The organism is Desulforapulum autotrophicum HRM2, from assembly GCF_000020365.1.
GTDB classification, from domain to species: Bacteria; Desulfobacterota; Desulfobacteria; order Desulfobacterales; family Desulfobacteraceae; genus Desulforapulum; species Desulforapulum autotrophicum.
Genome location: NC_012108.1, coordinates 3,210,053 through 3,225,835 on the forward strand (window position 1 = coordinate 3,210,053; position 15,783 = coordinate 3,225,835).

The window sequence follows — 15,783 nt, forward strand, 5'->3', positions numbered from 1 at the left end:
TGATATATAGAACAAGTTTTTTTGAGGGCCGATGTAACTCAGTTGGTAGAGTAGCTGATTCGTAATCAGCAAGTCAGCAGTTCGACTCTGCTCATCGGCTCCATTAAAACTCCCACCATTCAAGCCTTTCAGTGTTTTTTCTGATTTTTAGTATCTGACCATTTTAGACCCGTTTTACACCCAATATGCACCCACCGTTTTCGTTGTACATTTTCAGACCATTTGCATACCGAAAAAAAATATAGGACTGTGGGAGGTGTCAGGCTTGGCTTATGGGCATTATTGCAAGGCGTTCCAGCCTTGCATAGATCGTGGTCAATAACGCCAATAAGCCAAGCCTGACACCATTTTCTGACCCCATTTCCCCACGGCAAGCACAATATGGACCCGTTTCCCTTTATGAGAGAATTTCGAGAATCTTTACATCGGAGGGGCCGTCCAGGAGTTCCCCAGCCTTCTCGCCGAACGCTGTAAAGTGTGGCTGGGCAAGGTGCTGATCCAGCGATTCCTTGCTCTCCCATCGCTCATAAAAGATAAATACCGAACGATCATCGAAATTCCGGTGCAGATCGTACGAAATACACCCATCATCTTTTCTGCTGGGAGAAACGAGCCTGCCCAGCGCCTCTTCAAGGGCATCTTCTTTTCCTGTTTTTGCTTTTAACACCGCAACAACCGCAATTTCAGCCATCTTTTCCTCCTTATTTTATTCGCATACCGTTGAAATACATTTAAAAAGTCCAAAATCATGATTTTGTTCTACTAAAAGTAGATGGCTATAAGTGAACATGTACTCACATAAGTGGACTATCAGAATGATATATTTTGATAGTCTTTGTCGAGCAATTGACCTGCTACAACAGGAGGTTTTGCTATGGTAATTCCCTCAATTAAATCATTGGTGGTTTTCCCGGCATTTGGGAGGTAAAGAGGGCAGACCTGAACAGAAGCCCCCATCTTCAGCAACGCATTTAGCAACATGGTTGGTGATTTCTTTAAAGGCAGGAAGGCTTCAGTATTGGTTGACTGCAATGCTAAATCACCCGCAGCGCCACACAGAACGATATTAATTTCTTTGCCATGCTCTTTCATGGACTGAACAGACAATACCATCGCCATCATTTGTGTTTGTCTGTCTGCGGAGGTGACAATAACATTCAAGCCTTTCCCCTGCTCAGCAAAAGCATTCCCCGACCAGATTAACAAAACTGTAAAAATTAATGCGCAGCATAGTTTTTTCATAACTTACCTCCTGGGTTGCTCAACAATGGTTTTTTTGCCAATATATTTAACTCTTTGTATGAAGCTCTCGCCAAAGTATTGTCAATGAAGGTGTTTCAAAATTCGTTGAGGCCGGAGCCATACCTCGCTCCGGCCGTGCCGGTTATAGAATAGCAACAATAAGCCTCTCAACTTTCAGGATTGGCTGTTTACATGGAGTCAGTCTTACATTATCGCACTTTTGTTCGGCTTAGAAAACGGGCAAAATGCTGTCAAAAGCACAAGGACACAAGGGTGACCCCGACCATCAAAATTGAAACCTGAAAGTTGAGTGATCATGAATCGTAACATATTTTACACGTGAGGACATACCAACGACTAAAGAGTCCTTTTTCTATAAAATTGAACCACAAAGCCAATATGTGTATTCATTGCCCCTTGTGCCCTGTCACTATCCCTGGCCTTGATGGCGTCAATGATGTTAAGGTGCTGCTTAAAAATGGTGTCTATATTTTCACCGTCCATATACAGATCTTCGAGGCTAGTTCGAATGCCGTGGAAAAGATAATCATAGAAATCACGCATTATCATAATCTGGAGGGGATTTTTTGCTGCATAGGCAATAGCCATGTGAAAAGAAGTGTCGGCCGCAGTGCCGAGGCGACCCGAGTCGATCTCTTTTTTCATCTCCTCTATGGCAAGGTCCATGGCCTTGATATCATCCCTGTCGGCCCGTCTAGCAGCCAGGGCCGCTGCATTGCATTCAAGTCCCATCCTCACCTCAAGGAGATCGTCAATGGTGGCGTCCTGGCTCTGCATCATCTTGAAGAGGGTGGTCCCTTCCTTGGAATCAAAAGCCGTTACAAAAGTTCCATGACCCTGCTTTTGAACCACAAGCCCCATGGTGACAAGGCGCTGGATGGCGTCCCTTACGGTGCTTCGGCTCACCTGCATGGCCAGGGCAAGCTCGCGCTCGGCCAGCATTTTGTCGCCCGGCTTGAGCTTGCCCCTGTAGATCAACTCCCTTATCTGATCAAAGGCCTGATCAGATATTTTTTTGGGCTTGATGGGTTTGATGGATAAATCCATTCTGTTTTTCCATGGTTTAGGACCGCAGATGAAATAAGCTAAACAAAAACAGTATTAAATTTTCGTTCAAATTATAAAATTTGCATTCCTTAAGTTATAAGTTTCTGATTGCGTAAAAACTCAGCATAGAGCTCCAGGGGATGCCTCACCCGGATGTTCAAACCGCCCTTGGCAAGCATGTCCGATATCTGAACCATGCATGCGGGACAACCGGTAGAAACGGTTTTACAGCCGGTATCGGCAATATTCTTCTGTTTAATGGTGCCGATCTTGGAAGAGACATCGTAATGATAAAGGTTAAAACTGCCCCCCATGCCGCAACATTTGTCCGAACCTTCCATCTCCACAAGATTCTTGCCAGATGCCTGTATCAACTGCCTTGGTTCTTTAAACACGCCAAGGGATTTCTTGAGATGGCAGGGATCGTGGTAGGTCACGGCCTCTCCATCTGCGTCCACCCCGGTACCCATATCATGAAGTCCAACTTTATTCACGAGAAATTGGTTTATATCAAGGGTTCGTTCGGATAATTGCCTGATCTTTTCCCGGGTACCACTTGCCTTGCCACCATAAATTGAAGGCCAAAGTTTCTTGATGGTGGAGGTACATGTGGCACAGGCCGTCACAAGATAATCATACTTCTGGCTGTCAAACAAATCCACATGGTACTCCACAAGCTTTTCAAATGTGGCCCGATCCCCGGAGGCCAGGGCCGGAATACCGCAGCACCCCTGGCCGCCGGGAATCCAGGTGCCGACCCCGTGATATTCAAGTACATCCAAGAGATCGTTTGCTATGCGGGGAAACATCTTGTCTATGATACACCCGGTGAAAAAGGCCACCCTGAGACCCGAGCGGCCGGTACGTGTATCGACCGATGCCCTGGTTTTGTGGAAGGGTTTGTTTGCCATGGGCAGCAGATGGCGGTCATGGAGCAATGGTGAAACCAGACGGGCGCAGGAGGTACCCTGGGCATTTTTTTCAGATTTTGTAAACAGGCCCTGAAATTTTCCTGCCCACTCGGTGAGGCGATCAAAGGTGGCGGGGTTTGCCAGCATCTTTTTAAAGATCAGGCGTTTTGCAGGTGAAAGCCCCTTGAACTCGGCAATGATAGCCCGTGCCTTGATAAATATTTCAAGCACACTCACGCCGCTTGGGCAATTGGCGGCACAGGATCCGCAGAGCAGGCAATTGTTAAGCCGTTTATCGACCCCATCGGGATCGGTAAAAAGGTTTTTGCTTAGCCCGTCGAGCAAGGCAAGCTTTCCCCTTGCCACGTCGGACTCCTTTCGGGTCTGCTCATAAAGAGGGCACACAGACTGACACATGCCGCAACGGTTGCAGATCACCAGCTGATCTTCAAGTTCCTTGAGTCGATTTGCAAGTTCATTCATGCCAGCCATAATTTAAATAACTCCTGTGATTTTACCGGGATTGAGAATTGAGTCCGGATCCATGGCTTTGCGTAACCGTCTTGAAAAGAGTATGGAAGAATGACCAATCTCCTTTTCCAGGAACGGGGCCTTAGCAAGGCCTGTCCCGTGTTCACCGGAAAGGGTGCCCCCCATGGAAAGTGCCCTGTCAAAAAGCTCTTCAATGGCAGACTCCACCCGGTGCCACTCTTCCTTGTTCCTCTTGTCGGTTAAAATGGTCGGATGGAGGTTGCCATCGCCTGCATGGCCAAAGGTACCGATTTCTATCTTGTATTTTGCCGCAATCTCCTGGATAGCACTGACCATGGCGGGTATTTTACTCCTGGGAACCGTGGCGTCTTCAAGTACCAGGGTGGGTTTAAGTCTGGCAAGTGCCGAAAGGGCGCTTCTGCGGGCCGCCCATATTTTATCTCGCTCGGCATCATCAGCCGCCACCTTGATGCTCTCTGCACCAAGCTTCTTGCAAAGTTCTTCAACGGCTGCACCCTCATCTTCGACCTGGCCCGGATGACCGTCCACCTCAATGAGGAGCAAGGCACCGGCATCAATGGGCAACCCTGCATGGCTGTACGCTTCAACAGCCCTTATGGTGAAATTGTCAAGAATCTCAAGGGTGGCCGGAACGATGCGGGCCGCAATAATGGCGGCAACTGCTTCCGATGCCTGTTCAATGGTTTTGAAGACGGTAACCATGGATTTTCTGGCCTTGGGAAGTGGGATGAGCTTTAAAATAATCTCGTCGATCACTCCCAGGGTGCCTTCGGAACCGACCATCAACCCGGTCAGGTTGTATCCGGTGGCGCACTTTACGGTTCTTGAACCAGACTTCACATATTCACCCATGGCGTCAAAAAAACTCACCCCCATGACATAGTCCTTGGTTACCCCATACTTGAGCCCCCTTAAACCACCGGCGTTTTCCGCCACATTCCCACCAAGGGTCGATACGGCTTGACTGCCCGGATCTGGCGGATAGAACAGCCCCTTTTTTTCCACGGCTGCAGCAAGGGTTGCCGTGACTACCCCGGACTGAACCACGGCATACATGTCGGCCTCATTGATCTCCAGGATCTTATTAAGCTTGCCCGTGAGAACCACCACGCCCGAGGCACCCGACGGAATGGTGCCGCCGGAGAGATTGGTTCCAGACCCCCGGACCGTCATGGGTGTCTTGTTTTCAGCGCATACCTTGACAATCTGTCCGAGCTGTTCGCTGTTTTCAGGCATCACGGCCACACCAGGAACCACGGAATCAAGAACAGCCGCATCGTAGGAGTAGGTAAGCATATCTTCTTTTTCGGTGAAGACATTCTCCCTGCCTACAGCCTTTACCAGTTGATCAATAACTTTTTTCATTGAGACTCCTTAGGGGGTTTGATCCCGAATTTGCATAGGCCGAAACACTGATCAAGTTTAAGACCTCCACATCCATAGGGTTGTTTGTAGAATAGGTCATACCAATAACGATCAAAAACGGATTGACCTGGCAGCTTTTAAAATAACAAGGGCAAACCAAAGGGAATTAAAGACAAACCCGGTTCTCCCACCAGGCCGACCATTCAAAAAGAAAAATGATAAAACAACTGTTTTTACAGCCTTTTCTTACACCCATACCAAACTTTGAAATAATTTTCAAATATAATATTCTTTTTTAACCGACAAATATCCGTTCACCTGTTCACGGTCAGACCATTGGGTAAGTCATCTGCTCTTTCAGTCAGACTCAGAAAAGTTTCAAAAAAAATCAATCCGCCGATCCTTCCCGCATCATTAGACGAATTATATCGTGTTATAACAAGCATATATATTATTAATCTATTGAGCAAAAAGCGCCCTGGTCGACCTGTAAAACACCCTTAAAATACATTTTATTTAGATTTTTTCTTGACAAGGGCAAATAAAATACAATAGGAGAGGAGAGCAAAGGTATGACCAATATTAAAGTACCCAATTTTTAAATAAATAAGGTCCAATTTCTTAGGTAAGCTGATTGATCATTTTATCAAAGGATTTGGAAATTAATAATCGCACAAATATGGCGCAGGGTTTCAGCTCGTATTCAAAGCGTTTAAAAGGGAACAGATTGAAATATTAGCGCTTTTACACAACGAAGACACCGAGCTGAAAGACAGGTAACATTGGGCGATTAGTGGTTTCCGGATCCCTAACTTTAAAGGGGGAATTATGAATCTTGGATTACAGTCTTTTCTGGCAGTGATGCCGATTTTAACCGCCGCCATTTTACTGGTGGGATTTCGCTGGCCGGCAAAGCGGGCCATGCCCATCGTCTACGTGGTGGCCGCCGTCATTGCCGTGGCCTTCTGGAAAGTTCCGGCTGTTCGAGTGGCGGCTTCGACCATTCAGGGGCTGTTTATTACAGCGAACATCCTGTTTATCATCTTTGGTGCTATTCTGCTGCTCAATACCCTGAAACATTCGGGGGCAATTACGGCCATCCGTACGGGTTTTTCCGATATCAGCCCGGACCGCAGAATTCAGGTGGTGCTCATCGCATGGCTGTTCGGTGCCTTTATCGAAGGTGCATCAGGATTTGGAACGCCTGCTGCCATTGCTGCCCCGCTCATGGTGGCCATTGGCTTCCCAGCCCTCTGTGCCGTAATGATCGGCATGATGATCCAGAGCACGCCCGTGACCTTTGGCGCCGTAGGAACACCGATTTTAATCGGCGTAAAAGGCGGGTTAGAAAACGTCCACCTCACTTCCCAGCTGGCGGATGCCGGCATGAATTTTGACCAGTATATTCAATTGATCACCTCCCAGAGTGCCATGATGCACGCCTGTGCCGGTACTTTTATCCCTCTTTTTATGGTGATCATGATGACCCGATTCTTCGGAAAAAACAAATCCTGGACCGAAGGGCTTTCAATTTTACCCTTTGCAGTTCTTGGGGGTCTGGCATTTACAGTTCCCTACACCCTTACCGCCATTACTCTCGGGCCTGAATTTCCCTCTCTTATCGGGGCACTCATCGGCATGGCCATCATGACCACTGCGGCCAAAAAAAGATTTCTGGTTCCAAAAGACTCATGGGATTTTGCCCCCAGAAAAGAGTGGGATGAAAGCTGGGTCAGCAAGATGGAGATCAGCCTTGATTCCCTCATAGACAAACACCCGATGAAGATCTGGTTGGCCTGGATACCCTACATCCTGGTAGCTGTGATATTGGTGCTCACCCGTCTACCCCAGTTGCCCCTGGGAAGTTTTCTGAAAAGTTTTGCCATCAAATGGACCGATATTTTCAGTACCGGCATTACCGGTGCCAGTCAACCACTTTACCTGCCGGGTGCCATTTTATGTTTTGTGGTGATCATCACTTTTTTTCTGCACCGCATGTCAACAAAAGAGCTTGGATCTGCAATAAAGGAATCCAGCCAAATCCTTCTGGGTGCCGGATTCGTCCTGATATTCACCATTCCCATGGTTCGTGTTTACATCAATTCCGGCATCAATGCCGGCGGATATGCCAGTATGCCCCTGGCCATGGCCCAGTGGGTGGCGGCCAGTGCAGGAAATGTGTGGCCCTTTTTTGCGCCGTTCATCGGCGGTCTGGGTGCATTTATCGCCGGCAGTAATACCGTCAGCAACCTTATGTTTAGCCTCTTCCAGCACGGTGTGGCGGAAAATCTCGCCATCTCCGGTTCCTTTGTAGTGGCGCTCCAGGCCGTGGGTGCCGCCGCAGGCAACATGTTCTGCATTCACAATGTGGTTGCCGCTTCCGCTACCGTTGGTCTTTTGGGCCAGGAAGGAATCACCCTGCGCCGCACCATCATTCCGACCTTGTATTATTGCACCCTGGTGGGTATCATCGGTCTGATCGTAATTTATGGATTCGGATACCATGATCAGCTTAACCTGCACCTGCTATCTGCCATGAAATAATCGGCATTTAGCAACCTTCCGGTTTGATTTTGACCGCTTCGGCTTTTTTCAAAAAAAGCCGAAGCGCCTTTATCAATTTCGATACAGGATTACGACTTCTTTGTCGGAATCGATAAGGGTTTTATCTGACCCCACAGGACCACGACATGAACCTTCAATTACAACAAACAACCAACATCAGGATCAAGCTGAAAAATCATTAAAAGCTATGTTCGGTTAGCAAGGAGATCTGGTAATGGATAATTCAAAAAATATTTGTTCAATTTTCAGCGAAAAGGCAAAGGCGGTCTCAGCCGTTGTGACAAAAGTTCCAACAATACAGGCGGCCTTTGAGTATGCGGCCGATCTCTGCCGGCAAAACGACCCGGTTTCAGGCCAGGCTGTCAAAAATGGAACGCCACCGCCGCAGAATCAAGGCCCGCGGAGTGTTGAGACTCAAAAAATCGTGGCGGCACCAGGACTTGATTCCGGGCTCTACGCCGAGTTTGAAAAAATATGCGGCGCAAACGATCTGACGCTTACGAACAAAGGGTTAAGAGATCATCTAACCGGTGTCGCCATGGGATTTACCATTGCGGACTACGGGATTGCCGAAACCGGCACCCTGGTGATCAACTGCCCCTCAGAGGAGCTGCGTCTTTCCACCATGATCTGTGATATTCATGTGGCGGTTCTGCCCATGTCCAGGATTCGGAAAAGCGCCTACGACCTTGAGCCCGAATTGACCAAAATGTTCAAAAATTCACCTGACTATACCTCGTTTATCACAGGTGCCAGCCGAACGGCGGATATCGAACGAGTCCTGGCCCTCGGGGTTCATGGTCCCCTGGAACTTCATATTTTGCTCATGGAGGAAAAATAATGCAAAAAGCGGAGAATATAAAAAAATACAAGCGAGAGGTGGATGGTGCCCTGGCCAATGACTTTTTGCGTCTGGCCATGGACAAGTTTGCCGTTGCCTACAGAGGTTCACGGGAAAATGTTTTTTCCGGGATGGATGTGAATGGAATAATTGCGGAAGTCGCCGGGGCCAAGGATGCGGCCATTGCCCGCATGGACGAACTCTATGAACTGTTTAAACAAAACGCTGAAAAGGCAGGAATTACCGTCCATCTGGCTGAGACGGCCCTGGAGGCCAATGAGATCATCTGCAAAATAGCCAAGGACAACGATGTTTCAAAAATCATTAAATCTAAATCCATGACCGCAGAAGAGACCCTGCTGAATCACCACCTGGAGGCGAATGATCTTGAAGTCACAGAGACCGATCTCGGGGAATGGATCATTCAGCTAAGGCACGAAGGACCAAGCCATATGGTGATGCCGGCCATCCACCTCTCCCGGAACCAGGTCGGTGAGCTCTTTACGGACGTAACCGGCAAACAACAGCCCTCCGAGGACATAGACCACCTGGTAAAGGTAGCCCGCCAACAGCTGCGACAGAAATTTATTGAGGCAGATATGGGTATTTCCGGGGCCAATTTTGCCCTTGCAGACACAGGCACACTTGGCATCATCACCAACGAAGGCAATGCAAGGCTTGTGACTACACTGCCACGAGTGCATGTGGCCCTGGTGGGCCTGGAAAAACTAATGCCAACCCTTCATGATGCCTTGACGGTGAATCGGGTCCTGCCCCGCAATGCAACCGGACAGGCCATTACCTCCTATGTCACCTGGATCAGCGGTCCCAATGAATGCAAGGCTGATGCAACGGGTCGCAAGCAGATGCACATCGTATTTTTGGACAATGGACGGCGCAAGCTTGCCAAAGACCCGGTATTCTCCCAAGTGCTGCGTTGTGTGCGCTGCGGGGCCTGCGCCAATGTCTGCCCGGTGTACAGGATGGTGGGCGGCCATCAGATGGGACACATCTATATCGGAGCCATCGGATTAATCATGACCTATTTTTTCCATGGTCGTGACAAGGCAAAAAATCTGGTGCAGAACTGTATCAACTGCGGGGCCTGCAAGAGCGTGTGCGCCGCAGGCATCGACCTGCCAGGGCTTATCAAGGAGGTTCACGCCCGAATACTCGATGAAACAGGCCATCCCCTGACCAGCGTGATGTTGTCCAAGGTGATGCAGAGCCGTGAGCTTTTTCACCGTTTTTTGCGATATGCAAGTTTTGCCCAGAAACCAGTCGTCGGCAAAACCGGGTATATCCGCCACCTGCCCATGATATTTGCCCGGGAACATGATTTCAAGGCGATCCCGGCCATTGCCGAACGCCCATTTCGGGAGATCTGGGAATCGGTAAGACCCAGTGTGGAAAACCCCAGATACCGAGTGGCCCTTTTTTCCGGCTGTGTCCAGGATTTCGTATATCCTGAACAACTGGTTGCCGGCCTCCAGGCCATGGCCGGGCATGGTGTTGCCGTTGATTTTCCCATGGACCAGAACTGTTGTGGACTGCCCCTGCAGATGATGGGGGAAAAATCAGCGGCCAGGGAGGTGGCGGCCCAGAATGTTGCAGCCATTGATCCGGACCAATATGATTATATCGTCACCCTGTGTGCGTCCTGTGCATCCCACTTGAAGAATGCCTACCCAAAAATTCTCGATCCAGACTCAATTGCAGGAACAAAAGCAAAACAGTTTTCCGATAAAATCATCTCTTTTTCTTCGTTCATGAATGATGTGATTCAAGTTAGGCAGGATGAATTTACCCGTTCGGATGAAACCGTGACCTATCATGCGCCGTGTCACCTTTGCCGGGGACTCGGAGTAAAAGATGCCCCCCATGAACTCATCCAGAAGGCAGGTGTCTTTGCCCCCGCCCAGGAAGAGGAAACCTGCTGCGGTTTCGGAGGAACCTATTCTGGAAAATTCCCGCAGATTTCAAAGGAAATTCTCAACCGGAAACTCGATGATGTCAAGCAAACCGGTGCTGATATTCTGGTAACCGAATGCCCAGGTTGCGTGATGCAGCTCAGGGGAGGTGCGGAAAAACGATGCGATTCTTTCCGGGTGCTGCATATGGCCGAATTTCTGGCGAAACAGCGGAAATAATTGATAGTAAGGACAACAGGTTGAAATATTTAGGATCATCTCCGGTATTGCCGGCGCTGATGGTAATCTGTATCTGGGGCATCAATGTGTGTATGATCAAAGTTGCCGTCCAGGATATGACCCCGGCCCTGTTTACGGCCATGCGCTTTCTTCTGTTAACCATCTTTCTGTTTCCCTTCAGGAAGATCCCAAAAGAGAGCCGGAAAGATGTGCTCAAGCTATCATTGACCATGGGAATCGGCCACTTCCTGATTCTGAGCATTGCCTTGAGTTATGTGGACAGTACCACGGCAGCAATGATCATCATTCTGGGTGCTCCGATTTCATCCCTGGTCGCGTTTTTCTTTCTCAATGAACGGCTGACCCGTCTTCAGATGGCGGCCCTGTTTGTGGCTGCTGCCGGGGCAATTTCACCAATCCTGGTCCAAAAGGTTCCCCAGATTCGACTCGGTGCACTGTTCATGCTCCTGAGCATGACCATATGGGCTTTTGGGAACCTCCAGGTGAGAAAAATAAACAATATAAAACCCCTTACCATCAACTTCTGGATCGGTGCGGTCACGGCCCCGTTTTGCTTTCTGGTCTATTTTGTCGGAGGGGACTTGAGGCCGCTGCACGAGGTGTTCACCTTGAAAAGCACACTGGCCACCCTGTATGTGGTTCTGTTTTCTTCTGTACTGGCTTACTACCTGTGGTATCGACTCATAAACACCCACGGGGTCAGTAATATCACTATTTATACACTGCTCCAGCCCTTTGTCACCACACTGGCCGGTTACCTCATCCTGAATGAAACATTCAGTCGGGCCCAGATGATTGGCGCCCTTGTGACCATAATGGCGGTCTATGTGTTTTTCAATGCCGGGACCCTTTGTAAAACCAATCCAAAAGCCGATTAAAAGCCAGGATCAACTGAGATAGGCTCAACGACAGAATTACACAAACCGGTACGCCCTGCTCAAAGTCATGGTAAAAAAACCAGAAGTTGACGTCGTCCCCATGGGACGACGTCCAAACGCAATGGGGTGAAACGAAGAAAGAATCGTCCGTTTCACCTCTTCCACACAACGACCGCCATATAGACATCTGAGCCCTGGGGCTCAGGCGCTTTTTTTAATAGGCTGTGAGCGATAGGCTGCTATGTCTTCAATACTCAGCACTGGAAATCCATGTTCATCAGCAAAGGTGATGATCTGTGGCAGCCTTGCCATGGTACCATCCACATTGGTTAATTCACAGAGGACCCCTGCCGGGGCGAGCCCTGCAAGCCGCATGAGATCCACCGTTCCTTCGGTGTGTCCCCTACGCCCCAGGACCCCCTGTTCAACTGCCCGTAAAGGAAAGACATGGCCTGGGCTGTGAATATCTTCAGGCCTTGCATCCAGGGCGGCAGCGCACCGTATGGTGGTTGCCCTGTCTGCAGCAGAGACACCGGTTGTAACCCCTTCTGCCGCTTCAATGGATATGGTAAAAGCCGTCTGATATGCAGAGGTGTTGCAGGTCACCATCTGGGGCAAGCCCAGTTGTTCTATCCTTTCAGGGGGTAGACAGAGACAGATAATACCGCTGCATTCCCGAATAAGAAGGGCCACCTGTTCGGCTGTGATATTTCCGGCAGGAAAGATAAGGTCCCCCTCATTTTCCCTGTCTTCGTCATCCACAAGAAGCACCCCCCGCCCCGAAACAAGGGCATCAATGGCTCGATCCACGCGTTCGATGGGGTTACCAAATTTAGAAATTGACACTTGAGACATACTAAACTCCCTTTTTATTATTCCACATTAACATAATATCAGGGAAAGGTGATGGGAGGATTGAACAACGGGTGGCACAGCCAAAGGAAGGCATTCACCACACGGCAAAAGCCCTTCTTTCACGGCACAAATCGACAACTATCTGCATTTAAAAAAATGCAAACAGCCTTTTGTTCTCTCCCATCCGGACTTTAAGAAACTCAGAAATAAATAATTCCCATATCGTGCTTGTCTTTCAGCTCGTATTGGTGGACCTATTTACATCTGAACCCCTAACCGTCGGCTCTGGAGTCACACCAGATCTGCTGACCCTGCTTGAAAAGCAGGCGCTCGCGGGCTTTTTGATTATATCAAAATCACCGCCGGTGGGGAATTTCACCCCGCCCTGAGAATTCATAGGCACTATAGTTCAATGAAGAATTATGTCAATGGATACTTTATCTTTTCGGCAATAACTTTTCAAAGGGGTCTGATATCCCAGCAACCTTGTGAACGTTGCTGACAGGTCAGATAATATCAAAAATCTTAAACAAAAAATTATTTGTTTTTCTATCCTTGAAATAATGCTCAAGGGTTTTCTGAATGGAGCTGAATGCAATCTCATCCCAGGGGATATCTCTTTCCTGGAACAGACGAACCTCACTGCTTTCACTTGTGGGGCCAAAATTGTCAGATACCAGATCAGCCCTGAACATAAAATAAACCTGATGGACAGAAACAATATTAAAAACACGGTAGGGTTCAACATTTTCAACATCTGCCAATGTTTCTTCCCGGGTTTCACGCACAGCACCGTCCTGAACCGATTCCCCGTTTTCAAGATACCCTGCCGGAAGCGTCCATTTACCCTTGCGGGGTTCAATATTTCTTTTACACAGCAGCACCTGCCCGTTTAATTCAGGGATACATCCCACCACCATTTTGGGATTGTCATAATGAACCCGTCCGCAGCGGGTACATATGGACCGGGCATGATCATCATCCGCCGGAATTTTCAATTCTGTGGGAGCCCCACAGCCAGTGCAATATTCAATATCCATATCACATAACCTTTTCAATCGTTAATCGTGTAATTTTTTTATTATTTTTTTACTCTGTTTAAGGTATGAGCGCAACAGGAGAATTTTACCATACTCCTTGTTTGATTTTCTTCAAAATCATGATTTTCAAACTATTGGCGATGTCTGATAATTTTATTGATCTTTCATTGTGTTGTGTTGTATCGTTTTACAACTATCTGAAATTGTGCTCGTATTCACAAATCAACACCTGCCTGTCAAATCAGATATTGTTGAAGGGGTTGCCTTCTGACTCGTATTCCACCTTCTAACGACTCAAAAATATTGGGAGAAAAATCATGCGCTGGCGTGGAAATCGTAAAAGTAACAATGTGGAGGGCAGACAAGGTATGCGTCTTTCTGGATTCGGCGCTTTAGACAGATTGCCTTGCAGACGTCTGGGCCCATCATGCAAACAAAGCCCGACAACTGCTTGAAACAGGCGATTTAGAGCAAGGCCTGACCACTGCCAGTGCCATCGGAGATGACACCTTGCAAAAAGAGAGGGTATCATGGGAGAACTTAAACAATTTATTATCGGTGGTGCAAAAGGCGTTCTGGTTGAACAGCTTTGCAGGATGAGTAATCGCCATGGCCTCATCGCCGGAGCAACGGGTACGGGTAAAACAGTTACTTTACAGGTTCTTGCGGAAAGTTTCTCCCGTGCGGGCGTACCGGTCTTCGCCGCTGACATCAAAGGAGATCTTTCCGGATTAGGCAGTGCTGGTTCTCCCCACCCGAAGATTGATGAACGGTTGCAGAAAATACCCATAAAAGGCTACGTGCAACGTCCATATCCTGTTGTGTTCTGGGATATTTTTGGCAAACAGGGTCATCCCATACGATCAACCATTTCTGAAATGGGACCATTGTTGTTGTCAAACCTGCTGGGTTTAAATGACACCCAGTCAGGTGTTTTATACGGCTGCTTCAAAATTGCGGATGATCAGGGGATGCTGCTTCTGGATTTAAAAGATCTACGTTCCATGCTGATGTGGATGGGTGACAATACAAGAGAACTGCGAAGTGAATATGGAAATATCTCCAGTGCCAGCATCGGTGCCATTCAGCGCAGACTGCTCATCCTGGAAGAACAGGGCGCTGAACATTTCTTTGGTGAGCCTGCCGTAGAACTCAGGGACCTCATGCAAGTTGACTTTTCCGGCAATGGCGTCATCAGTATTCTTGATGCCACCCGGTTGATGGCCCAGGCACCAAGGGTTTATTCATCATTCCTGCTCTGGCTGCTCTCTGAATTGTTTGAACAACTTCCGGAGATTGGTGATCCTGAACTTCCCAAACTTGTATTTTTCTTTGATGAGGCCCACCTCTTGTTTGACCAGGCGCCTAAAATCCTTGTGGACAAAATCGAACAGGTGGTTCGACTCATTCGATCCAAAGGCGTAGGTATCTATTTTATTACCCAGACCCCGTTGGATCTTCCAGAAGAGATATTAGGACAGCTGGGACTCAAAATTCAACATGCGCTAAGGGCCTTCACCCCAAAGGACATGAAAGTGATCCGGGCCGCAGCTCAATCTTTTCCCCCCAACCCTGGATTCGATACCGAGACTGCTGTTACGGCCCTAGGCATCGGAGAAGCCCTTGTTTCTGTACTGGATGACAAAGGAAGGCCCATGCCCGTCCAACAGGTCATGATCCGCCCTCCTGAATCCCTTATCGGGGCCCTATCTGAGAACGATCGCCAGAACCGTATTCAACGATCGCCTTTAAAGGGTCGTTACGATGATGCCGTGGACCGTGAGTCGGCATACGAGATATTAAAAGACCGGGCCAAAAAGATACAGACCCGAAACGACGAAATTAAAAGGGAAACGACCAGAGAGAAAACAACCGCTGCAACCGGAAGGAAACGACAAAGTACAGGAGAGGCATTTATTAAAAGTACAGTGCGCGCCATTGGCAGCCAGATCGGTAGGCAGATTATTCGAGGAATCATGGGCTCTTTCTTTGGTGGCCGCTCCAGATAATTTTTTTTCGTCCCCATTCTATTTTTTTTTATAAAAAACTCTTGTCGAAACATCATTGTGAAAGTCTCGACTTTAGAGCCCTCCTTGGTTTCCCTGACCGGAACATTGTAAACCAAAGGGGTTAGGATTTTTGCCCTTCCAGGCGTTAAGAAGCGCAGGCTGTTTGAGGACTTTAGCCCGCAGTTCCTGCGCTTTAGTCTGGAAGGGCAGAAATTCCCCCGACGTTTACCGTTCCGGTCAGGGTAACCAAAGAGGGCGGAATGGTACTATCTCCTGCCCTGTATCATCGTGTTTCATATTTCGTTGTGTCCGCTAGGACATGTGG

At 48.4% G+C, this 15,783-nt stretch carries 12 protein-coding genes, 1 tRNA gene, 1 pseudogene and 1 riboswitch; of the genes and pseudogenes, 7 read left to right on the plus strand and 7 right to left on the minus strand.

Annotation, left to right across the window (positions count from 1 at the left end):
• Nucleotides 1–27 precede the first annotated feature (27 nt).
• Nucleotides 28–103: transfer RNA gene (locus HRM2_RS13970), tRNA-Thr, on the plus strand.
• A 294-nt stretch (nucleotides 104–397) separates the two neighbouring features.
• Here HRM2_RS13970 and HRM2_RS13975 read toward each other — a convergent pair.
• From HRM2_RS13975 to HRM2_RS13995, 5 genes are all read right to left on the minus strand, one after another.
• The gene (locus HRM2_RS13975) at nucleotides 398–691 is read right to left on the minus strand and encodes a putative quinol monooxygenase (RefSeq protein WP_015904675.1); all 294 of its coding nucleotides are present in this window, start codon (nucleotides 689–691) and stop codon (nucleotides 398–400) included.
• A gap of 119 nt (nucleotides 692–810) precedes the next feature.
• Entirely contained in the window at nucleotides 811–1,242 is a 432-nt protein-coding gene (locus HRM2_RS13980; protein WP_015904676.1) for a hypothetical protein, read from the minus strand.
• 357 nt (nucleotides 1,243–1,599) lie between these two features.
• The gene (locus HRM2_RS13985; RefSeq protein WP_015904677.1) at nucleotides 1,600–2,310 is read right to left on the minus strand and encodes a FadR/GntR family transcriptional regulator; all 711 of its coding nucleotides are present in this window, start codon (nucleotides 2,308–2,310) and stop codon (nucleotides 1,600–1,602) included.
• Nucleotides 2,311–2,399: 89 nt separating this feature from the next.
• Nucleotides 2,400–3,713, minus strand: a complete 1,314-nt coding sequence (locus tag HRM2_RS13990) for a (Fe-S)-binding protein (RefSeq protein ID WP_015904678.1) — start codon at nucleotides 3,711–3,713, stop codon at nucleotides 2,400–2,402.
• A 3-nt stretch (nucleotides 3,714–3,716) separates the two neighbouring features.
• Nucleotides 3,717–5,099, minus strand: coding sequence for an FAD-linked oxidase C-terminal domain-containing protein (locus HRM2_RS13995; RefSeq protein ID WP_015904679.1), 1,383 nt, complete (start codon nucleotides 5,097–5,099; stop codon nucleotides 3,717–3,719).
• Nucleotides 5,100–5,927: 828 nt separating this feature from the next.
• Here HRM2_RS13995 and HRM2_RS14000 point away from each other — a divergent pair.
• The 4 genes from HRM2_RS14000 (at nucleotide 5,928) to HRM2_RS14015 (ending at nucleotide 11,554) form a co-directional block, all read left to right on the plus strand.
• Nucleotides 5,928–7,643, plus strand: a complete 1,716-nt coding sequence (locus tag HRM2_RS14000) for an L-lactate permease (RefSeq protein WP_015904682.1) — start codon at nucleotides 5,928–5,930, stop codon at nucleotides 7,641–7,643.
• A gap of 235 nt (nucleotides 7,644–7,878) precedes the next feature.
• On the plus strand, nucleotides 7,879–8,505 hold the full coding sequence (locus HRM2_RS14005) for a lactate utilization protein (protein ID WP_015904683.1): 627 nt from the start codon (nucleotides 7,879–7,881) through the stop codon (nucleotides 8,503–8,505).
• A complete protein-coding gene (gene ldhH / locus HRM2_RS14010; RefSeq protein ID WP_015904684.1) occupies nucleotides 8,505–10,655 on the plus strand; it encodes an L-lactate dehydrogenase (quinone) large subunit LdhH in 2,151 nt (716 codons plus the stop codon). Before HRM2_RS14005 ends, ldhH begins: the two co-directional genes overlap by 1 nt.
• Before the next feature lie 20 nt (nucleotides 10,656–10,675).
• The gene (locus HRM2_RS14015; RefSeq protein WP_041273276.1) at nucleotides 10,676–11,554 is read left to right on the plus strand and encodes a DMT family transporter; all 879 of its coding nucleotides are present in this window, start codon (nucleotides 10,676–10,678) and stop codon (nucleotides 11,552–11,554) included.
• Between the two features lie 201 nt (nucleotides 11,555–11,755).
• Here the strand turns inward: HRM2_RS14015 and ribB are convergent, their stop codons facing one another.
• Nucleotides 11,756–12,409: a 3,4-dihydroxy-2-butanone-4-phosphate synthase gene (ribB, locus tag HRM2_RS14020; RefSeq protein ID WP_015904686.1), complete on the minus strand. Its 654-nt coding sequence runs from the start codon at nucleotides 12,407–12,409 to the stop codon at nucleotides 11,756–11,758.
• A gap of 249 nt (nucleotides 12,410–12,658) precedes the next feature.
• Nucleotides 12,659–12,806: riboswitch (FMN riboswitch) on the minus strand.
• Nucleotides 12,807–12,915: 109 nt separating this feature from the next.
• The gene (locus HRM2_RS14025; protein WP_015904688.1) at nucleotides 12,916–13,449 is read right to left on the minus strand and encodes an NUDIX hydrolase; all 534 of its coding nucleotides are present in this window, start codon (nucleotides 13,447–13,449) and stop codon (nucleotides 12,916–12,918) included.
• A 411-nt stretch (nucleotides 13,450–13,860) separates the two neighbouring features.
• Here HRM2_RS14025 and HRM2_RS28365 point away from each other — a divergent pair.
• Nucleotides 13,861–14,049: pseudogene (locus HRM2_RS28365) on the plus strand (neutral zinc metallopeptidase); the annotation flags it as partial.
• On the plus strand, nucleotides 13,980–15,458 hold the full coding sequence (locus tag HRM2_RS14030) for a helicase HerA-like domain-containing protein (protein ID WP_015904690.1): 1,479 nt from the start codon (nucleotides 13,980–13,982) through the stop codon (nucleotides 15,456–15,458). The pseudogene HRM2_RS28365 and the gene HRM2_RS14030, both read left to right, overlap by 70 nt.
• Nucleotides 15,459–15,783: the final 325 nt, after the last annotated feature.